This is a genomic window from Rhodococcus sp. FW305-130, from assembly GCF_058788335.1.
Map to the genome: position 1 here is coordinate 463,751 of NZ_JBYTAP010000003.1, position 20,029 is coordinate 483,779.

The window sequence follows — 20,029 nt, forward strand, 5'->3', positions numbered from 1 at the left end:
GTGATAGACGTGGGCACCGTACGACCTCGCATCAGTTTGGTGCGGCTTCTCGAAGACGTGGGAACTACGGTGCTGAACCCGGTTGTCGGCGACCCGGAGGCGGTCCAGGAGATCGCCTCGGTGGTCATTCACGACCCCGACGACGACTCACCCTCGACACCGGACTCCATGGTGCTGCTCGTCGGCATCACCGGAGGCGAACGTATCGCGGAGTCCGTGGCCGGCCTGGCCGAGCGCGGAGTACGCGTGGTGGTCGCGCGAGTGACCACCGAGGTCAGCGATGCCGACCGTGAATCCATCATCTCCTCCGGCGTTGTCGTATTGACCTTGGCGCGTGGAGTTTCGTGGGTTCAGCTCACAAGCCTGCTTCATTCGGTGCTCTCGGCACGGAACGAAGTCGGGCACATCCACTCGCGCGGAGGTGGACCGGCCGGCGATCTGTTCGCTTTCGCCAACGCCGTCAGCGCACTTCTGGATGCGCCGATCACGATCGAGGACCGAAGCTCACGGGTCATCGCTTTCTCCGGACGTCAGGAAGAAGGTGACGGTCCACGTATCGCGACCGTTCTGGAGCGCCAAGTTCCTGACCAGTACATTCGAGTGCTCGAAGAAGCGGGAGTCTTCGACCGGCTCTATCGCAGCGATGATCCGGTGTGGGTTTCGGCCGAGACCCTCGGTACGAAAATGGGTCGTATCGCCGTGTCCATCAGAGCCGGCGACGAGTTCCTCGGCTCCATGTGGGTGGCAACCGGTGAGCCGATGTCCGAGGACCGGATGCGTGCACTGCGCGATTCGGCCGGGTTGATTGCACTGCAGATGTTGCGGTTGCGCGGCGGCGCCGACGCCGAGCGTCGACTGCGCGCAGACCTGATCGCAACCCTTCTCGACGGTGGATCCGGTGCGGTCGACGCGATGAATCGCCTCGGCCTCGGGACCGGTCCCGCACTCGTGATGGCATTGGGCCGCAGGTCTTTCGAAGGATCGTCGAAGCCGGACGACGCAGCCCACGTGGTGCGGCTGACCGACGCTCTGGCCATGCACCTGGGCGCGGTCCATTCGCAGTCGGCTGCTGCTCTGGTCAACGGAACCGGCTACGCGGTGCTGTCGGTGCGAGGGCATTCCCCGGCAGAAGCCGAGCTACAGGCGTTCCGTGTGGCCTCGGACTTCCTGGACCGAACCGGAGCGTCCGGCGACACGATCATCGGGATCGGCCGGGTCGTGACCAGACCGGCGCAGCTGAGCCGATCGAAGCGCGACGCCGAACATGCCCTCGAAGTGTTGTTGGCGGGACGAGCGTCGGGCAGCGTCGCCACCTTCAGTAGCGTCCACGTCGATGCCATCCTGTTGGAGATCGCGTCGGAAGCTGCAGCCGAAGGGTTCTCGGACCTCGGACCCATCGAGGCGATCGCCAGCCACGACGCAGCTCACGCGACCTCGTTCGTCGACACCCTCGATGCGTGGCTCAACGCCTTCGGTGACGTCGGTGACGCCGCGGCGTCATTGCACGTACACCCCAACACCTTTCGGTATCGTCTCAGCAAGTTGAAGGGTATGGCCGCGTTGGACCTGGACGATCCCAACGTCCGCTTCCGGTTGATGGTGCATCTTCGTCTGCGCGGTCCACGCTAGCTCGAAAGCCGAAAAATGCGGGTCGCACTGATTTCTCAGCGCGACCCGCATTCTTTGTCAGTGGGTTCAGATCAGCTGTTGTTGCGAAGTGCTTCGACAGCGATGCGGCCGACGGTTCCGATGGAGGCGTCGATCTTCGGGGCGCGGTGGGTGAGCTCGTGGGACTTGGTGAAGACACCGACGGCGTAACGCTTGCCATCCGGGTACGCCACGACGCCGGCTTCGTTACGTACCAATCCCAGCGTTCCGGTCTTGGCGGCGACAGTGACCTCGTCGGGGAAACCGGACGAAAGGCGATGCGGCCAGACCTGCTTGCTCATGATGGTTCGGACTTCTTCACAGGCCGATGCGGGGCCGGCTTCGTCCCTCCAGATTGCAGCCAGCAACATTGTGATCTCACGAGGAGTGCTGGAGTTGGAGCGGGCCGGATCCATGACGGAAATTGTCCGAAGAATTTCGATGGGCGGCATTTCCAGCAAGGTGCCCTTGTCGACACCGAGGTCGTCGTAGACCGATTTGAACAGACCACGGCAGTCACGGACCAAGTTGGTCTTCTCCAAACCGAGCCCGCGCAGCGTTGCGACGATGTTGTCGAGTCCGAGGCGTTCGTACAAGAAGTCCGTGGCGGCGTTGTCGCTGAAGCTCATCATGAGCAGAGCGAGATCTCGCCAGCTTGCGGTGACGTCGTCGGCGCAGCCGCCGATACCGATGCCGCCGGAGCGGAACTCGGCGGTCACGGTGGCGTGCTCGGTCGGATCAAGGGTGCCGGCCGCAACTTCACGGGCGTACTGGAGTACAACAGGAATCTTGAAAACGGAGGCGAGGATGACACCTTCGTCAGCGCCGTAGCCGAACTCTTCGCCGGAATCGATGTCGCGTGCGTGGACGAACGCATCGGTCTTCGCTTCGGCGAGTACAGCAGCGATCTCCTGCTGTGCGCTCTCAACGTACGTGGCGGTTTCGGTCATTCGAGAAGCCCTTTCGTCGGTATCCGTATATCTGGGTTATTCGTGGATCTGACGATAGTTAGTCGACGACGGGGGGTCTTGTACGAATCGACGAAGGTTGGCGCACGGTTCGGTGCTGATACGCCGAATCAACCGATTGTCAGGGTGTTCCGATTGTCAGGGTGTTGCGGGGGTCAGGGTGTTCCGGGGGCAGGGGTGTTCCGGGGGTCAGGACGCATAAGTTTCGAGGCGACGTCCGACCAGTTCGGCGACGTCGGTCCGACGCTTGTCCGAGACCACGCCTGCTAACAGGATGGTGAACAATTCGTCGATACGGTCGTTCAAATCGCTTCGTCTGGTGAGCACGTTCGAAACCAGTTGAACGCCGGTGAATGCCGAGATCGCCACGCGACCCACCGATTCCGGCTCCACGTCGTCGCGGATGTCGCCTTCGAGCTTCGCGGCCTCGGCCAGTTTTCGAAGCTCGCGGATCCACACGACGTACGGGCCTTGCGAACCGTCGGCAGAGGCCAATTCGAGGGTAAGACGGACTCCCGCACGAACAATCGGGTCCGCGACGAGTTGGCGGCCCATCTCGTGGCACACCATGACGAGCTGTTCCAGTGCCGGCGCGCCTGTGGCTGCAACTGAGGTGAAGGCAGTGATCGACATCTGGTGCTGTTCTTCGATGACCGCCTGAGCCAATTCGTCTTTGGACGAGAAGTGGAAATAGACCGCGCCCTTGGTCATCTGCGCCGCGGACACGATGTCATTCATGCTCGTGCTGCCGTACCCCGTGACTTCGAACCGATCAGCAGCGCCTTGAAGAATCTGTCGGCGACTGATCTTGGCACGTTCCTGCATTGCTCCCTTGTCCTCCGACTGTTAACACGTGAACCAGTTTTAGGGCCCTAGGTCCCGGACCAGCGCCCCACGGTAGCAGCGAATCTCGTGCTCGCGCGACAGCGCGAAACGGACTGTTCGGTGTGCAATCGCAGGTCACGGTCGGTAGGAGTGACAAATGCGACCGCCGCAACCTCCGTTGGAGGCTGCGGCGGGGAGTCCAGTTATCGGCCAGCGAAATTCGGTCGAAGGTACGCGATCAACGAGTCGAGACAGTTGACTCGAAGCCGAGGTCGCGTAGCGCCGACTTGAGTTTGGTCTGCGCCTCGTCGAGAGATTCGGGTGACGGCGAAGTATCGGCGCCACTGATGTCGAAGTTCCCCATGTCGTATGCGGGGAAGACGTGAACGTGAAGATGCGGAACTTCCAGACCTGCGATGAGGAGACCCGCCCGAGGCGCGTCGAACGCCTTCCTCACAGCCTGACCCAGGGTGCGGGCAACCGCGGTGACCTTGGCAAAGAGTTCAGGATCCACGTCCTGCCACTGATCGACCTCGGCTCGCGGTACCACGAGTACGTGGCCCTGCGTTACCGGCGCAATGGTCAGGAACGCGACAACGTCGTCGTCCTCCCACACGAAACGTCCTGGTAGATCTCCGTTGATGATGGCGCTGAAGACTGAAGGCATACCCCGAGATTAGCCCGCGTCCGGTTGCCAGGAAACTCCCAGGCTGGACGCAGGTTCGTCGGAGCCGGCCCGACAAATCTAGGACGCATGACGACAGAAGCCATGCAGACCGCGGGCAGCACGGACGCAGGGGAGCTTTCCGCGACGACTGTAGTGCTGGACGTGGTCGTCCCGGTATACAACGAAGAGGCCGGCCTGGAGACGTGCGTGCGGCGCCTGCGCCGGCATTTACGCACACAGGTGCCATTCTCTGCACGAATTACCATCGCGGACAACGCCAGTGTCGACGGCACGTTGGCACTCGCACGTTCCCTCGCCGAAGAATTCGACGACGTCCGGGTCGTCCACCTGGATGCGAAGGGCCGTGGTCGAGCACTGCGGCAGGTGTGGAGCGACTCCGATGCCGACGTGGTCGCGTACATGGACGTCGACCTCTCCACCGATCTCAATGCCCTGATGCCGTTGATTGCTCCGCTGCTCTCCGGCCACTCGGACATCGCCATCGGTTCCCGGTTGGCCCGTTCGTCGCGCGTGGTACGCGGCCCCAAACGCGAGTTCATCTCACGTAGCTACAACCTCATCCTCCGAAGCGCACTGCATGCTCGCTTCTCCGACGCTCAGTGCGGATTCAAAGCCATGCGAGTCGATGTTGCGCGGCAACTACTTCCGCTGGTGGAGGACACCGGGTGGTTCTTCGATACCGAATTGCTCGTGCTGGCCGAGCGAGCGGGCATGCGGATTCACGAGGTCCCTGTCGACTGGGTGGACGATCCGGACAGTCGGGTGGACATCATTGCCACCGCAGTTGCCGACCTCAAAGGTGTGGTCCGCGTCGGGCGAGCACTGTCGACCGGTTCCCTTCCCTTGGCTGAGCTCAGGGCGAGTTTCGGACGTGAACCACTGGTTCCCGGAGTCCCTCGAGGAATGGTCGGGCAGCTCTCGCGCTTTGCCGTGGTGGGAGTCATTTCGACGCTCGCGTACGCGCTGCTCTACCTCGCACTGCACTCGGTGATGGGGGCGCAGTGGGCCAACGCCGTCGCATTGCTGGTGACCGCGGTATTCAACACCGCCGCCAATCGAGCCTTCACCTTCGGGATCCGCGGGTCGGAAGGATCCGCCCGTCACCAGATGCAGGGGCTGCTCGTGTTCGGGTTCGGTCTGCTGCTCACCAGCGGATCGTTGTTCGTTCTCGACGTCATGGCGCCCGACGCGTCCAAGCACGTGGAGCTTGCCGTACTCGTCATTGCCAATCTTGTTGCCACAGTGAGCCGATTCGTCGCGCTGCGCTGGGTTTTTCGCACTGCACAATCCGTAGGAGCCAATCGATGACCGCCACTGCAGAGACACTCGCCGCGCCGCTGCCTGCGCCGGAACCGCAGCGTCAGGTGCGCTGGGAACCGTGGGCGCTCGGAGTGTTGCTGGTGGGCACCGGAGTCGCCTACATCTGGGGCCTGGGCGCGTCCGGATGGGCCAACTCGTTCTATGCTGCTGCGGTCCAGGCAGGTTCGGTGTCGTGGAAGGCCTTCTTCTTCGGTTCGTCGGATGCTGCCAACTCGATCACCGTCGACAAGCCGCCGATGTCCCTGTGGTTGATGTCGCTGTCGGTTCGCATCTTCGGACTCAATTCCTGGGCGATGTTGGTGCCGCAGGCACTCCTCGGAGTCGGATCGGTTGCGCTGTTGTGGGGAACGGTTCGACGGTATTTCGGTGCGGCCGCCGGCCTCATCGCCGGCTTGGTACTTGCGCTCACACCCGTAGCGGCGCTGATGTTTCGGTTCAACAACCCGGATGCCCTGCTGGTGCTCCTGATGATCGCAGCAGTGTGGGCGATGATGCGCGCCGTGCAGGACGGTCGCACCCGCTGGCTGGTGTTGGTCGGTATCTTCTGCGGATTCGGTTTCCTGACAAAGCAATTGCAGGTCATGTTGGTAGTTCCACCGCTGGCGCTCACCTATCTGATCGCCGGACCGCCGAAACTGGGTAAGCGCGTACTCCAACTGTTCGCGGCACTGGGCGGACTGATCGTCTCCGCCGGATGGTGGTTGGCAATCGTCGAACTGTGGCCGGCCGACTCGCGTCCGTGGATCGGTGGTTCGCAGAACAATTCGATTCTCGAACTGACACTCGGCTACAACGGGCTCGGACGCTTGAGCGGCAACGAGACCGGAAGCGTCGGCGGCGGCGGAATGCGCGGTGCTGGTGATGCTGCGGCCGGTGCTGCTGCGGGAGGCTTCCCCGGAATGGGCGAGGCCGCAGGCGGTATGGCAGCGGGAGGCATGGCACCAGGTGGTGGGGCCGGTGGCGGTATGTGGGGGAGTACCGGCATTACCCGACTGTTCGAATCTGCCCAGGGCGGACAGATTGCCTGGTTGATTCCTGCTGCACTGATACTTCTGGTGGCTGGAATCGTGCTGCGAGGCAGGGCTCCCCGCGCTGACACACAGCGCGCGTCATTCATCGTCTGGGGACTGTGGCTGTTGGTGACCGGACTGACCTTCAGTTTCATGGCGGGAATCTTCCACGCTTACTACACCGTTGCGCTGGCGCCGGCGATCGCCGCACTGATCGGTTCAGGATCCGTATTCGCTTGGCGTCATCGTGACGTCCTCTGGGTTCGCCTCGTTCTGGCAGTGTCGTTGGCGGCAACCGTCGCGATGGCGTGGGTACTGCTCGGACGCTCGCCTTCGTTCGTACCGTGGCTTCGCTGGGCGATTCTGGTCGTCGGCATCGTCACTGCCGTGGCAGTGCTGATTCCGGCAGCGACGCGAGGTCGATTGGCTGTGGCAGTGATTCTCGCGGCGATCTTCACCGGTCTGGCGGGTCCGACTGCGTACGCGATCGACACGATCAACACTCCGCATACCGGTTCCATAGTTTCGGCGGGACCGAGCGTGGAAGGTGGAATGGGCGGGCCGGGCGGTGGCCGCGGAGGATTCGGCGGATTCGGTGGCATGGTTGACGGCGGTAACCGTCGGACTGACGGGGCTGGGACCGGAACGCCGGGAACGCCCCCTGCCGGAATGGGCCAGATGCCCGGTGGTGCAACAGCTCCGGGTACCACCACTTCGGCCACCGATGGAACGCGGAGCGCAATGGGAGGCGGCGCCGCCGGTGGTTTGCTTCAGGGCAGTACACCGGGAGCTGCCATCGTGTCCACACTCGGAGAGAACTCCGACCAGTTCACGTGGGTAGCCGCGGCAATCGGGTCGAACAGCGCATCGGGCTATCAGCTTGCGACGCAGTCACCGGTCATGGCTATCGGAGGGTTCAACGGGAGTGATCCGTCCCCGACACTCACGCAGTTCCAGCAGTACGTGTCAGAGGGCAAGATTCACTTCTTCATCGCCGGCGGTGGGATGGGTGGCGGTATGAACGCCGAAGGTACCGCTACCGCGATCTCGACGTGGGTGACCGAAAACTTCACCGCCACAACGGTGGACGGGGTGACTCTCTACGACTTGACGGTTGGGGGCTGACCAACATGAACGCACGCCAGGTCCGCATCGGAGGTGCTCCCCCCCGATGCGGACCTGGCGTGAAGTTGTATGTCTGAGGTTCGTCCTCAGGTTTTGAAGGTGGTGTTCGCCGGCCGCGGGTGCTGCTGCGGGTCGATCGAGGGTGGTGGGATGAACCAGGGTTTGTTGTCGACCCCGATGCGGATTTCCCACTTCCCGACGAACCCGGATTTCCGGTGCATCAGCCGATGATGTGAACGGCACAGCAGGACAAGGTTGTTCATCACCGTCGGGCCACCGTTCGCCCAGTGCCGGATGTGGTGTGCGTCGGTCCAGGCGGGCACGCATGTGCAGCCGGGGAAGGCGCAGCCTTTGTCTCGGGCGATCAGCGCCACTCGCTGTTCGGCGGACACTAATCGCTTTCCGGGTTTCGCATCGAGCGGTGCGCCGTGGTCGTCGAGCAGTACGGTGGAGAGGAAGCAGTCGCAGCCGAGGAGTCTCGTCTGCGAGACGGACAGTGGCCCCAGCCAGGGCATGTGCCCGACATCAAGATCCGACACAGCCACTCCACTACCAGAAGTAGCGGGTGCGGCTGCGCAGTCCCGATGCTCAGCGAGGTCGCGGGCGTTGATGTGCACGTTCACGTGCGGACGCTGACCACCATCGAAACCGGTCTTCGCGCAATCCAAATACCGGCGGATCAGTTCGGTGAACCCATCCGCAGTCCGCTTCGCCGCCGACCGAGAATCCGGGGTTCCATCCGGTGCCGGGGTGGGCATCGTCAGATTCGACAACGCCGACAACAACATTTCCCCGGTGAGAGCATCGAAATCACCGCGCACCACCACCCGACCATTCAACGTCGACGCGATCCGCAACTCGTTGCGGTCGATATCTTCGGCGGGCGGAATCTCATCCGATTCGAACACTCGCTCCAAAGTCGCGATCACATTCCGCACCTTCGTCGTTGTCGCCTCCACGCCCGACGCGGCAGCCAACAACAAGTCGATACAGCGAGGGAGCGCTTCCTCCGGCATGCCCTTCGGTGGTGATTCGCAGAACGCCACGATCAACACGGCATGATCGAAGGAGCAGTCCCCGCCATCGAACCGGGCAGCCACCGCCGGAAACGGGCGTAGCGCTGCACCCAGGGCGGCGATCTTCTTCCCGTCCCGAACCTGCAGCATCGTGTTTGCCGCCAACCAGCAACCCACCCCGCGGCTCGCAATCACCTGATCATCCGGCCGCAACGACAACTCGTCCACCACCGCCACCCGCACAGCCTCGAGACGAAGAATCTCCGCACTCGCCTCGTTAGCAGCGGTACGCAACTCAGAAGCAGACAGCTGCCACAGGCGTCCGCGCAACCCCACCGCAGAACCCGAAACCACGTCCGACAGATAGACACTCATTGAATCCCCCGATCCCCACCCAACAATACTCGAACACGTGTTCGAGTCAAGCGTCAATTTTGTTGGGCTGGGGTGTGTTGCTCGAGGTGGCAGATGAGACTGGTATGGCCGTGCGTTCTCGGGTCGATGAGAGAATGAAGCGTGCCTGATCGACCTGAGATTGTCTGTATTTGCGGCTCTGTGCGATTCGCTGAAGAGATGCGGGAGGCGAACCGCGACCTGACGTTCGCAGGCGTGATCGTCGTCGCGCCGGGTGAAGCAGACGAGGCGATCTCTATCGAGCAGAAAACGCTGCTCGACGCGCTTCACCTGCGCAAGATCGACCTGGCTGATCGGGTGCTGGTCGTCAACCCACGCGGATACATTGGCGAGTCCACGCGCCGAGAGATCGCGTACGCGCGCGCCACCGGCAAACCAGTGTCGTTCACGGCGCCGTTTGATCAGTAAGCGCCTCGTTGGTGCAGGCGGCAAGGAAGATCCCAGGCAGAGTTGCGAGTGTTGCAGGAGAGTCGGTGGAGCGCGCTCCCGTCCGGAACCGCCACGCAGTCGGTTCGAACACCGTGCGCCGATCTACGGGCGGTTGACCGGTCGCCTTCACCTTCGGGAGCAACGGACCGATCACCTCCACCGCCTCATCCGAAATCGCATCACGCAAAACGCATAAACACTCGCCCGTGAACTACCGGATCAGGATTGGCAACACGCTCTAAGCGCGAATGCCGTCTAGGTCGTGGACCACGTCGCAGCAGGCGTCGAGTAATTCGCGATCATGGCTGATCAGTAATACGCCGACGCCGGTTTCGGTGGCGCGACTCTCGATCAACCGAATGAGCGCGGCCGTCGTGGCGGCGTCGAGCATCGCCGTCGCCTCGTCACAGATGAGGTATTTCGGTTGTTGCGCCAGCGATCTCGCTAGACAGGCGCGCTGCAGTTGGCCGTCGCTCACCTGGTGGGGTCTACGGGACAAGAGATCGGGAGTGAGGCCCACTTCTGCTGCCAGTGCGACCACATCGATTGTCCTACCGGCAATATCGCCGGGTTGACCGATGATCGAGGCGAGCGTCTGCCGAGGGTCGGTTGATGCGCGAGGTGACTGAAACAGCATGGCCACCGTCCCGCGCAGTGCCGCGGATACCGAGAATTTGGTACCCACGACGGGTGATCCGTCGATTCGCACCTCGCCTGACCACGGTGCATCCAACGAGGCGAGAATCCTTGCAAGTGTTGATTTTCCGGTGCCAGAAGGCCCGGTCAGGCCGATCAGCCTTCCCGGCGGAATTTCGAGCGAGACGTTCTCGAGCACCGGTCGGTTCCGGTGGTAACCGCTGGTAATTCCCAGAGCTTGCAAACTCATGTCAGCCCACCTTCCGCAGCGTTCGGTACGTGCGGTCACCCAGTGTGACCAGTTCGGTCGGGCCACCGGATTGTTTCGACTCCGGGCGTCGTAGGTGATAGACGCAGTCGTCGGGGAGATCGGTGAGTTGCGGTGGTGATCCGGGCATGGGATTCAAGCCTCGGGATGGCAAGGCGTCGAGCAGGTCTCGGGTGTAGTCGTGCAGCGGATCTTGGAACACCAGAGCCGCCGGACCGGTTTCCATGATGCGTGATGCGTACATGACGGCAAGTCGATCCGCGACATCGCTGCGGGTGAGTGATGCAAGGTCATGGGTGATGAGCAGGACAGCCGCCCCGGAGTCAGCGCACTCTCGAAGTAATCCCATGACGTGGTCGGTGAGTTCGCGGTCGAGGTTGGCGGTGGGTTCGTCTGCGACGATCACCGATGGATTCCCGGCCAGCGCACCGGCAATGGCAACGCGTTGCGCCATGCCGCCCGACAGTTCGTGCGGGTAACAGTCCAGGGCCGACGGTTCGAGTCCGACGCGAAGTGCCAAGGCGTCGCAAGTGTGATCGCCGCCGAGTGCGTCGATCGTCTCCTGTAGTTGCGATCGCGCAGTCCGGACGGGGGTGAGATGTGTTGCGGCGGATTGTGGAACGAGAGCCACGTGCCGCCCACGGAACGCGGTGCCGGAGAAGACGTCGATCTCGAGGTCCGCTGTACCGACGGTGACCGTTCCGGTTCGAGAAGCATTCGGTGGCAACATGTTCATGACCGAGGTGGCGATGATCGACTTGCCACACCCGGATTCGCCGACAAGCGCGGTCACCGTGCCGGCTGGAACGTCGAGGTCGATGTCGCTCGCAGCGTGGACTACGGATCCTCCGGGCAAAGGGATCCTGACGGTGAGGGATTCGATGCGTAGGCCGCGTTTCACAGTCGTAGCTCCGAAGGTCGAGGGGGCGTCAGCATCGACCGCAGGGCCGAACCGGCAACTGCAACAGCGACGGTGGCGATCACGAGGACTGCGGCGGGGAATGCAAGAGTCCACCAACCGCCGAGGAGCAGAGAACTGCGTGCCTCTTCGAGAAGCGTCCCGAGACTGGGTTTGTGCGGGGGAAGACCGAAACCCAGGAAGGACAATGTCGATTCGTGCCAGACGGCATGGGGCAGCAGGAGAACGACTGCGATCAAGGCCTGTGGCGCGGTCGCCGGCACGAGGTGGCGCATGATCACGTGACGTCGACTTGCTCCCGCGAGAATGGCGGCGTCGATGTAGGGACGCTCGCGCAGACTCAAGATCTCGGAGCGGATGATCCGGGCCACTTGGGTCCAGTGGGTCAGTGCGATCGAAAGCACGATGGCGGCAATGCTTCCACGGAACATCGCGACGATGACGATGCCGAGCAACAGGTGGGGGAGCGCGTTGACGGCATCGGTGCCGCGCATGACGAACCTGTCCACCAAGCCGCCGACCAGTCCGGCCGTAGTGCCGACGGCGACGCCGATCACCGTGGCGAGCAGCGCGCAGGCGAGTGCGATCAGAAGTGAGGTTCTGATGCCTGCAGCTATGCGCACGAATAGATCTCGGCCCGCCGAGTCAGTTCCGAACGGGTGATCGAACGACGGAGCCAGGCGAGCCGCCGAGAAGTCTGTGACTCGGTCGTCGACGTCGGCCAACCATGGGACCAACGCCGCGTACAGCGCAACGAGGATCAGCACGCCGAGGGCGATCTTGAAGCGTCGTTCAGCCATCGGTACCTACTCTCGGGTCGAGCACTGCAACCAGCACGTCGGCAAGCAGTGAGCCGAGCATGACCGTCAATGTCGTACCGACGGTGAGGAACGCGAGCAGTGCCATGTCTAGGTCTCGCGCAGACGACACGATGGCGCCGGCGATCCCCGGCCAACTGAACACCTCTTCCACCAGCACTGCCCCGACTATCAGCTCGGGCAACCGCACGCCGACGATGTTGACGAAAGGTGCCAGTGATGTGGGCAGTATGTGGCGCTTCGTGATGGTCGGCGTCGGGATACCGCGTGCTACCGCGCCGGCGACAAATCCCTCACTTTTCGAACCCACGACGGACTCTCGGACGGCAAGTAGGAGCCACGGCATTTGCGAAATGGCGAGCACCGTCACTGGTAGGACCAAGTGCCGGATCACCTGTCCCGGTGTGGGATCGGCGCCCCCGTCGGTCAGTCCGGCGACCGGGAGCCAGCCGAGAGTCAACGCGAAGAGCGCGATGGCACCCAGCGACAAGACAAACGGCGGAAGTCCTTGGACCACGACGCCCAGCCCGGACACGGTCTTGTCCAGGAATCCTCCACTGCGGATTCCGGCGAGAACACCGAGTGTCAGCGAGGCGAGAATCGCGATGAGGAGTGAGATCCCGACCAGCAGCAAGGTCCATGGCAGACGTTCGAAGATGACTTGGGAAACAGGCTGATTGAACGATCTGGAGATCCCGAGATCGCCGGTGAACACACCCTGGAGCCAATTCCAGTACGTGCTGTACCAGGGGTTGTCGAAACCCATCTGATCGGCGATCAACGCTTTGTCTGCGTCGCTTGTCGTCATGTATCGCGTGCCGAGGTAGCCGACCAGTGGATCGAACGGTGAGATCGCGGCGGCGGCAAAGAGTCCCGCGGACACCACGGCGATGACCGGCACGATGAACAACACCCGCCGACCGACCATCGTGAGGATGGCCTTTCGGCGGGAGTTGTCACGGTGACCCCGTGTCGGCCCCGCGTCTGGCCGAACGTCGACCGCTGTCATTGCCCTCGGGCCCACGTCTGCAGTGACCACCATGGACCCCAGGTCACACCGTGTGAGTGTGGTTCGAGTACCGGTCCGGACATCTGCCAGTCGGAATCCTTCGACACGTACGTATGGTCGAGGAACACGAGGATGACAAACCCGGGATCTTCGACGTACGCCTGCTGTACGTCGCGATACGCGGCATCACGCGTTGCCTGATCCAGGCTGCGGCGTCCTACTTCCAAGCCTGCGTCGACTGCTGGATTGGAGTAGTCACTGGCGTTGTCGTAGATGCTGCCGACCCCGGGCGCGATGTACTTCGAGTTCAGCGCGTCGTACGCCTGTGTGTCGGGGTCGAAAGGTTCGTCGCCGCCACCGAGAAGCGTCGAATCCTGGTTGATTCGAGGGTCTATGCGGTCCCAGGAGAGTGCTTCGAGGTCCACCTCGATGCCGACAGCGAGAGCGTCGGAGGCAAATGCCTGAGCGAGATCGCGTCGAACGGTGTCGACGGAGTTGTACATGATCGTGAACTGCGCCCGCTGACCGTCTTTCGAACGGATTCCGTCGGCACCTTCGATCCAGCCCGCTTCGGTGAGTATTCGCTCGGCCTGGGTCGGGTCGTAGGCGAAGGTTGCGTTCGGGTTGTACGAATCGCCGTAGACCTCGGGGATCGGAGTGGCGGCGACGCGGCCGTGTCCGCCCAGGACGTTGTCGATCATCGACTGGCGATCGGCGGCGAGGTTGAGCGCCATCCGCACGGCTTTGTCGCCTGCCACGGGATTGTTCGTCGGGAGTGAGAGCCCGCGCCAGTCTGCTGACTGATGAGCCGTCACGGACATGTTGTCCTTGCCTGAGAACGTATTGGCAAGCAGTGGAGGGAGATTGGTTCCGTCGATCTCGCCGGACACCATACGTTGGGCGCGGGTGTTGTCGTCAGGAACGTAGAGGAGAGTCAGCTTCTTGATCTCCGGCGCACCGTCCCAGTAGTTCTCGTTCGCCTCGAAGACCGCTCGATCCGGTGAGAGGTCGACGAGTGTGTACGGACCCGTACCAACCGGTGCGGTGTTCAACGGCGATTCGGCGGCAAGTCCGGGTGTCGCGAGGGACTCCGATGGAACCATGCCGATCAGCATCTTCGTCAGCAGTGGGGCATACGAGTAGGCGAGGCGGAACTCGACTGTGCTGTCGTCGACGGCCACGACGTCGCTGATCATGTCGTACGACGACCGCGCTTCGGAGGCGGAAGCGGGATCGAGGATCGCCTTGTACGTGGCAACCACGTCGGCGGCGTCGAAGGTCGATCCGTCGGAGAAGGTGACCCCGTCGCGGAGTTTGACCGTCCAGACTGTCGCGTCGGCGTTGGTCGTGGGCATCTCCGCGGCCAGAGACGGCTCGAATCCCGGCATACCGGTGCCTCCGGTGAGCCGGACGAGACCGTCGTACATCTTGGCCTCACCGGCAGCGCCGAACCCTGCGACCGGGTTGTAGCCGCCCAGTTCGTAGCCGTCGGCCAAGACCAGGCCGTCGTTGTTGCCCGAGGAGTCGGTGCCAGTCGGGCTACTGCACGACGTGATCAGAAGTGCGCCGATTGCGGCGGTTGCGGTGAGCGTCAGAACGCCTGGTTTATGGAGTTTCACGGGTGTCCTTTCCTTGGTGGACAGGTGTCCGAAAACATCTGTTCACCTATTCAGGTATTCATATGATCTCATCTCGAAACGGATATTTCGCACAAAGGTCGAACGCTGGGACCTTGGCCCCGTCAGTGGCACTCCGAGAGCGCTGTTATCGCAGGCCGTAGTCTGTTCCCCGTGCGCGTACTAGTAATCGGCTCCGGAGCCCGTGAACATGCCCTCCTTCTCTCTCTTGCTCGCGATCCAGGTGTCACGGCCCTGATCTGCGCGCCTGGCAATGCCGGGATCGCAAAAATCGCCGAGCAGCACCCCGTCGACGTCGCTTCTGGTGACGCGGTAACCGCGCTGGCCCAGAAGGTCGAAGCCGACCTCGTCGTCATCGGACCCGAGGTTCCGCTGGTTCTCGGTGTTGCAGACGCGGTGCGCGCAGCAGGTATCGCCTGCTTCGGGCCTTCGGCCGACGCCGCCCGCATCGAGGGATCGAAGGCTTTCGCCAAGGACGTGATGGCTGTCGCCGGCGTCAAGACCGCTCACAGCGAGATCGTCGACAATCCGGCCAAGCTCGACGAAGCACTCGACCGCTTCGGTCCCAACTGGGTGGTCAAGGACGACGGACTGGCCGCGGGCAAGGGCGTAGTCGTCACGACGGATCGTCTCGCCGCGCGCGATCATGCCGCTGAACTGCTCGAGACCGGGCACCCGGTTCTCCTCGAATCCTTCCTCGACGGTCCGGAAGTTTCGCTCTTCTGCCTCGTCGACGGTGAAACCGTGATCCCGCTGCTCCCGGCTCAGGACCACAAGCGCGTCGGCGACGGAGACTCCGGACCCAACACCGGCGGCATGGGCGCGTACACACCCTTGCCGTGGCTGCCCGACGAGATGGTCACGCAGATCGTCGACGACGTCGTCAAGCCCGTCGCTGCCGAGTTGGTCGCACGCGGTAGCAGTTTCTCCGGCCTTCTCTACGCCGGTCTCGCGATCGGTGTCGACGGCCCGGCCGTCGTCGAATTCAACTGCCGATTCGGTGACCCCGAAACTCAGGCCGTGCTTGCTCTCCTCGAAACGCCGCTGGGCGGTCTACTCAATGCGGCATCGACCGGAACACTCGATTCGGTCGGTCCGTTGCAGTGGCGCGACGGTTCCGCTGTCACGGTCGTGATTGCTGCCGAGAACTACCCGGCGACCCCCCGCACCGGCGACGTGATCACCGGAGCCGACGCCGACGGAGTCCTGCATGCCGGTACCAAAAAGCGTGAAGACGGAGCCGTCGTCTCGGCCGGCGGGCGTGTGCTGAGTGTTGTCGGAGTGGGCAAGGATCTGACCGAAGCGCGTGACGACGCCTACGCAAAGATCGCCGACGTCAAGCTTCCCGGCGGTCATTTCCGCACGGACATCGGACTCGGCGCCGTCGAAGGGCGCATCTCTCTTCCCTGACTCGTTCTTTCGGAGGGCCGGTGAACTTTCTGTTCATCGGCCCTTTTCATGGAAAATCAACGGTTCCTCGAAGTTACCCACGAGTATGGACTTCTCGTTCGGTTTCTCCCGGTATATCTCAGCGCGGGGGTCACGGAAAGAGAAGGGCACACTTGAGCATTCGCGCTGGATCCAACGAACGGCACGCACGTACCAATTCCACGCTCTCGCGTAGAAACTTCTTGGCAGCAACAGGATTAGCTGTGGGCGCCGCTGCGCTCTCGTCCTCGTGGACTACGGCCGCCGCTGCGCCCAGGCGAGCATTGAGCGACGGAGACCGTGTCCCTGCGCTCGTGATCGGCAGCGGGTACGGCGGAGCCGTTGCGGCACTTCGGCTGACGCAGGCCGGCATCGACACACACATGGTCGAGATGGGGAAGTCGTGGACCACACCGGGGTCCGACGGCAAGGTCTTCTGCCCGATGCTCTCACCGGACGGACGTTCCTTCTGGCTCAGAGACCGTACAGTTCAACCGGTTTCACACTTCTCCGGCGGCTCGGTGGACAAGAACATCAGCCGCTACGTCGGCGTTCTCGACGCCGAGGACTTCGGCGGGATCAAGGTCTATCAAGGCCGAGGGGTCGGCGGCGGGTCGCTGGTCAACGGCGGCATGGCCGTCACACCCAAGCGCAACTACTTCGAAGAGATCCTGCCCGGGGTCGATTCCAACGAGATGTACTCGACGTACTTCCCGCGGGCCAACGCTGCGCTCGGAGTCAACAACATCGACCCGGCCTGGTTCGAGTCGACCGAGTACTACAAGTTTGCACGAACCGGGCGAAAGACCGCTGAGAGATCCGGTTACACAACAACATTCGTGCCGAATGTTTACGACTTCAACTACATGAAGCAGGAAGCTGCTGGTCAGGTCACCAAATCTGCCCTGGTGAGTGAGGTCATCTACGGCAACAACGCGGGAAAGAAGTCTCTGGACAAGACGTACCTCGCTGCGGCATCCGCCACCGGCAAGCTCACGATCTCGGCGCTGCACGTCGTGACCTCGGTTGCGCCGGCCGCGACCGGTGGTGGATATCAAGTGGTGATGAACCAGATCAACGAGCAGGGCAACACCGTCGGCACCAAGACGGTGACCGCGGACAAGGTCTTCTTCGCGGCCGGCAGTATCGGTACCAGTAAGCTCCTGGTCGCGATGAAAGCACAAGGGCAGCTGGCGAATTTGCCGGGTGCGGTTGGGCAGGAATGGGGGCACAACGGCAACGTGATGGTGGGTCGCGCCAATCACATGTGGGACGCCACCGGCGCGAAGCAGTCGGCGATCCCCGTGATGGGTATCGACAACTGGGCCGACGCATCTGCTCCTGTGTTCGCGGAAATCGCGCCCTTTCCAGCCGGTACCGAACTGTGGGTCAGCCTGTACTTGGCGATTGCCAAGAATCCGCAACGTGCTCAGTTCCAATTCAACTCGGCAACAGGCAAAGTCGGTTTGAATTGGCAGCGCTCGCAGAACCAGCCGTCGATCGACATGGCGAAGAAACTCTTCGACAAGATCAACAAGAAGGAAGGCACGATCTACCGGACCGACCTCTTCGGTCCGGTGCAGACGTGGGGCGACCAGTTGACGTACCATCCCCTCGGCGGTTGTGTGCTTGGCAAGGCGACCGACGGCTACGGTCGTCTGCCGGAGTACCCGGGACTGTATGTCATGGACGGATCCCTCGTTCCGGGCAATGTCGGAGTCAATCCGTTTGTCACCATCACCGCTCTGGCCGAACGGAACATCGAGAACATCATTGCGAACGACATGAACTAGAGCGGCGACTCGGGGTCAGGTGCGGTGGGATCAACTTCCTGCCGCACCTGCTCTGCGTGGGCAGCGGTTACAGTCACCTGGACAGACGACGGTCGATCCAGGGATGTAGACGTGAGGCGGACAAAATCCGAGGTCGACGGTGATTGGCTCCGGTGGGGCGTGCCGTCGAGCGACGAGCTGGTGGTATCTGAACACGAATTAGACGACGAGCCCGAAGATTTGGTTCTGTGGGGTGGTGCGTCGAGTGCTGATCAACCGGTGACATGGGAAACCCACGCGCACCGATCGAACGAGATTCTGTTCCCTCGTTCCGGCATTGTGGTTGTTCGCTCGGGCGCCCAGATGTGGACATTGTTGCCGGGACGAGGGCTGTGGATACCGGCACTGCATCGACACTCGGTGCGCGTTGCCGCGGGTGCGCAGTTCCTGACGGTGTATTGCGCTGTAGGGCAGGGGCCTTCGCTCGGTGATCACCCGTTTGCGGTACACGGCACGCCGCTACTCTACGAGTTGTTTCTGCATCTGAGTGCTCGCGAGATGTCGGACGACGCGAGGCGCCGCGCCGAGCGAGTGTTCTTCGACCTCGTTGTTCCCGGCGACGAGCGCGGAGCGATGAAGATCCCCGATTCGGGCCCGGTCGGGCGGATTGCACGCGACCTGTTGTCTCATCCGGAGGACCCACGCAGTTTCGGAGACTGGGCGAACGAGATCGGCGTCAGCACCAGCACTTTGGCTCGTCGGTTCAAGGTGGACACCGGCGTGAGTTTCGGCCAGTGGCGAGTGCTGCTTCGGATGAACGTGGCGATGTCCCTACTCGGCCAAGGTGTTGCGGTCGCCGACGTGGCAGAGCAGATCGGATACTCGACGCCCAGTAGTTTCGTCGCCGCTTTCAAACAGTCCACCGGTGTCACGCCGATGGCATTTCGAAAGAACGCGGATCGTTGATCCGATTTCGACATTCTTTGACAAAACTCCGCGATTGCGTCATCCCCTGATCCGCTCTACCGTTAGCCATGTAGGCGAGGCTTACTTTACTTTCAGGGTTCGGGGTTCACCCGAAACCCGCTCGACAGCATGGGGCAGAAGTGATCGATTTTGTTGCGCCGCGTTCGAAACGCGGTAGCAGGGCCATCTTCATGGCTGTGGCAGTGGCACTTTCGACGGTGCTGGCAGCATGTGGCACCTCGACGACCGACGCGAAGTCCGACGGTGATGCGTGGACGTATGTCGATGCGCGTGGTCAGCCGATTTCGCTCGACAAGATCCCCGAACGCATTGTGGCGACGGCGGACACCGCGCCGGTGCTACTCGAATACGGGGTCGTTCCAGTCGGTATCATCGGCTTTTCCAGGCTGGACGAATCAACGTTGAGTGCATTCGACTTCAGTGGAATTGCCCATGTCAGCGAGACCGACACAGATATCAGTGCCGAGAAACTCCTGGCAGTGGACCCGGATCTGGTCATCGACATCTGGAGTTCGTACAACGGCGGAAACTTCGGCAGCATCTGGGGCGACGATATCGCTCGCGTCGAAGAGGTTGCTCCCATTGCAGGTGTCAATATCACCGACGGGGCGCAAGCGGCGTTGGACAGCTTCAGTTCGTTGGTTCAGGGTATCGGCGGCACCGACACCTCGCCGGTCTTCGCGGCAAAACGGGAAGAGTTGAGTGCGCTCGGTGACCGGGTGCGTGAATTGGCCACATCGCGAACGAATATCTCTGTTGCATACGTGATTCCGTTGGAGTCGAGCCTTGACTACGCGGTGCCGGGATGGACTCCGCTCGGAAGTATTCTCGAAACGATGGGCGTCGAATTCGCGAAGCTGGACAGTGAGGACGGTTTCTGGGCATCAGCGAGTTGGGAAGAGCCGGGCGTCTTTCCGGCCGATCTCCTCCTGATTCCGCCGACGTGGTCTGACGCACCGGAGCTCAATTCGCCGACTTTCACCAGGCTTCCGGCTGTGGTTTCGGGCCAGGTTGCCTCGGTAGAACTGCGTACGGGGTACAGCCTGACGGGTATCACGGAGCAGATGAGGCATTTTGCCGACGTTTACGAGAAGAGTGGGAAAGTCACCTGAG

Annotated in this window: 17 protein-coding genes; 8 read left to right on the plus strand and 9 right to left on the minus strand. The window is 62.3% G+C overall.

What is annotated here, in order from left to right:
• The first annotated feature begins 9 nt into the window (after positions 1-9).
• The gene (locus AC3WQS_RS12135; RefSeq protein WP_020968527.1) at positions 10-1,629 is read left to right on the plus strand and encodes a PucR family transcriptional regulator; all 1,620 of its coding nucleotides are present in this window, start codon (positions 10-12) and stop codon (positions 1,627-1,629) included.
• Between the two features lie 71 nt (positions 1,630-1,700).
• Here the strand turns inward: AC3WQS_RS12135 and AC3WQS_RS12140 are convergent, their stop codons facing one another.
• From AC3WQS_RS12140 to AC3WQS_RS12150, 3 genes are all read right to left on the minus strand, one after another.
• Complete coding sequence (locus tag AC3WQS_RS12140; protein ID WP_020906342.1) at positions 1,701-2,597, minus strand: serine hydrolase; 897 nt, start codon at positions 2,595-2,597, stop codon at positions 1,701-1,703.
• A 207-nt stretch (positions 2,598-2,804) separates the two neighbouring features.
• Positions 2,805-3,440: a ScbR family autoregulator-binding transcription factor gene (locus AC3WQS_RS12145; protein ID WP_492712686.1), complete on the minus strand. Its 636-nt coding sequence runs from the start codon at positions 3,438-3,440 to the stop codon at positions 2,805-2,807.
• 238 nt (positions 3,441-3,678) lie between these two features.
• Positions 3,679-4,107, minus strand: a complete 429-nt coding sequence (locus AC3WQS_RS12150) for an HIT family protein (protein WP_021342963.1) — start codon at positions 4,105-4,107, stop codon at positions 3,679-3,681.
• A gap of 87 nt (positions 4,108-4,194) precedes the next feature.
• Between AC3WQS_RS12150 and AC3WQS_RS12155 the strand changes: the two genes are divergently transcribed.
• Positions 4,195-5,436, plus strand: a complete 1,242-nt coding sequence (locus tag AC3WQS_RS12155) for a bifunctional glycosyltransferase family 2/GtrA family protein (protein WP_020906343.1) — start codon at positions 4,195-4,197, stop codon at positions 5,434-5,436.
• Entirely contained in the window at positions 5,433-7,583 is a 2,151-nt protein-coding gene (locus AC3WQS_RS12160) for an ArnT family glycosyltransferase (RefSeq protein ID WP_492712685.1), read from the plus strand. The genes AC3WQS_RS12155 and AC3WQS_RS12160 overlap by 4 nt, the downstream gene beginning before the upstream one ends.
• 86 nt (positions 7,584-7,669) lie before the next feature.
• Here the strand turns inward: AC3WQS_RS12160 and AC3WQS_RS12165 are convergent, their stop codons facing one another.
• Positions 7,670-8,974 carry an HNH endonuclease signature motif containing protein gene (locus AC3WQS_RS12165; RefSeq protein WP_492712684.1) on the minus strand — a complete coding sequence of 435 codons (1,305 nt, stop codon included), beginning with the start codon at positions 8,972-8,974 and terminating at the stop codon, positions 7,670-7,672.
• 198 nt (positions 8,975-9,172) lie between these two features.
• Between AC3WQS_RS12165 and AC3WQS_RS12170 the strand changes: the two genes are divergently transcribed.
• Positions 9,173-9,421, plus strand: a complete 249-nt coding sequence (locus tag AC3WQS_RS12170; RefSeq protein ID WP_223257917.1) for a hypothetical protein — start codon at positions 9,173-9,175, stop codon at positions 9,419-9,421.
• Positions 9,422-9,680: 259 nt separating this feature from the next.
• Here AC3WQS_RS12170 and AC3WQS_RS12175 read toward each other — a convergent pair whose 3' ends face one another.
• From AC3WQS_RS12175 to AC3WQS_RS12195, 5 genes are read right to left on the minus strand one after another with little or no spacing between them, the layout of a single operon-like run.
• Positions 9,681-10,328: an ABC transporter ATP-binding protein gene (locus tag AC3WQS_RS12175; RefSeq protein ID WP_492712683.1), complete on the minus strand. Its 648-nt coding sequence runs from the start codon at positions 10,326-10,328 to the stop codon at positions 9,681-9,683.
• A 1-nt stretch (position 10,329) separates the two neighbouring features.
• On the minus strand, positions 10,330-11,247 hold the full coding sequence (locus AC3WQS_RS12180; RefSeq protein WP_097387828.1) for an oligopeptide/dipeptide ABC transporter ATP-binding protein: 918 nt from the start codon (positions 11,245-11,247) through the stop codon (positions 10,330-10,332).
• Positions 11,244-12,065, minus strand: a complete 822-nt coding sequence (locus AC3WQS_RS12185) for an ABC transporter permease (protein WP_492712682.1) — start codon at positions 12,063-12,065, stop codon at positions 11,244-11,246. Before AC3WQS_RS12185 ends, AC3WQS_RS12180 begins: the two co-directional genes overlap by 4 nt.
• The gene (locus tag AC3WQS_RS12190; protein WP_492712690.1) at positions 12,058-13,092 is read right to left on the minus strand and encodes an ABC transporter permease; all 1,035 of its coding nucleotides are present in this window, start codon (positions 13,090-13,092) and stop codon (positions 12,058-12,060) included. The genes AC3WQS_RS12185 and AC3WQS_RS12190 overlap by 8 nt, the downstream gene beginning before the upstream one ends.
• On the minus strand, positions 13,089-14,711 hold the full coding sequence (locus tag AC3WQS_RS12195; RefSeq protein WP_492712681.1) for an ABC transporter substrate-binding protein: 1,623 nt from the start codon (positions 14,709-14,711) through the stop codon (positions 13,089-13,091). The genes AC3WQS_RS12190 and AC3WQS_RS12195 overlap by 4 nt, the downstream gene beginning before the upstream one ends.
• A 171-nt stretch (positions 14,712-14,882) precedes the next feature.
• Between AC3WQS_RS12195 and purD the strand changes: the two genes are divergently transcribed.
• The 4 genes from purD to AC3WQS_RS12215 all read left to right on the plus strand — a co-directional run bounded on the left by purD (position 14,883) and on the right by AC3WQS_RS12215 (position 20,028).
• Entirely contained in the window at positions 14,883-16,139 is a 1,257-nt protein-coding gene (gene purD, locus AC3WQS_RS12200) for a phosphoribosylamine--glycine ligase (protein ID WP_021333105.1), read from the plus strand.
• Positions 16,140-16,291: 152 nt separating this feature from the next.
• Complete coding sequence (locus AC3WQS_RS12205; protein ID WP_029254543.1) at positions 16,292-17,950, plus strand: GMC oxidoreductase; 1,659 nt, start codon at positions 16,292-16,294, stop codon at positions 17,948-17,950.
• 111 nt (positions 17,951-18,061) lie between these two features.
• Complete coding sequence (locus tag AC3WQS_RS12210; protein WP_046377993.1) at positions 18,062-18,895, plus strand: helix-turn-helix domain-containing protein; 834 nt, start codon at positions 18,062-18,064, stop codon at positions 18,893-18,895.
• 191 nt (positions 18,896-19,086) lie between these two features.
• Positions 19,087-20,028 carry a substrate-binding domain-containing protein gene (locus tag AC3WQS_RS12215; RefSeq protein WP_046377994.1) on the plus strand — a complete coding sequence of 314 codons (942 nt, stop codon included), beginning with the start codon at positions 19,087-19,089 and terminating at the stop codon, positions 20,026-20,028.
• Position 20,029: the final 1 nt, after the last annotated feature.

Coding starts and splice junctions, on each gene's coding strand:
- AC3WQS_RS12170 (WP_223257917.1), top strand. CDS start 9,173: ATGCGGGAGGCGAACCGCGACCTGACGTTCGCAGGCGTGATCGTCGTC.
- AC3WQS_RS12145 (WP_492712686.1), bottom strand. CDS start 3,440: ATGCAGGAACGTGCCAAGATCAGTCGCCGACAGATTCTTCAAGGCGCT.
- AC3WQS_RS12165 (WP_492712684.1), bottom strand. CDS start 8,974: ATGAGTGTCTATCTGTCGGACGTGGTTTCGGGTTCTGCGGTGGGGTTG.
- AC3WQS_RS12185 (WP_492712682.1), bottom strand. CDS start 12,065: ATGGCTGAACGACGCTTCAAGATCGCCCTCGGCGTGCTGATCCTCGTT.
- AC3WQS_RS12215 (WP_046377994.1), top strand. CDS start 19,087: ATGGCTGTGGCAGTGGCACTTTCGACGGTGCTGGCAGCATGTGGCACC.
- AC3WQS_RS12150 (WP_021342963.1), bottom strand. CDS start 4,107: ATGCCTTCAGTCTTCAGCGCCATCATCAACGGAGATCTACCAGGACGT.
- AC3WQS_RS12160 (WP_492712685.1), top strand. CDS start 5,433: ATGACCGCCACTGCAGAGACACTCGCCGCGCCGCTGCCTGCGCCGGAA.
- AC3WQS_RS12175 (WP_492712683.1), bottom strand. CDS start 10,328: ATGAGTTTGCAAGCTCTGGGAATTACCAGCGGTTACCACCGGAACCGA.
- AC3WQS_RS12140 (WP_020906342.1), bottom strand. CDS start 2,597: ATGACCGAAACCGCCACGTACGTTGAGAGCGCACAGCAGGAGATCGCT.
- AC3WQS_RS12155 (WP_020906343.1), top strand. CDS start 4,195: ATGACGACAGAAGCCATGCAGACCGCGGGCAGCACGGACGCAGGGGAG.
- AC3WQS_RS12190 (WP_492712690.1), bottom strand. CDS start 13,092: ATGACAGCGGTCGACGTTCGGCCAGACGCGGGGCCGACACGGGGTCAC.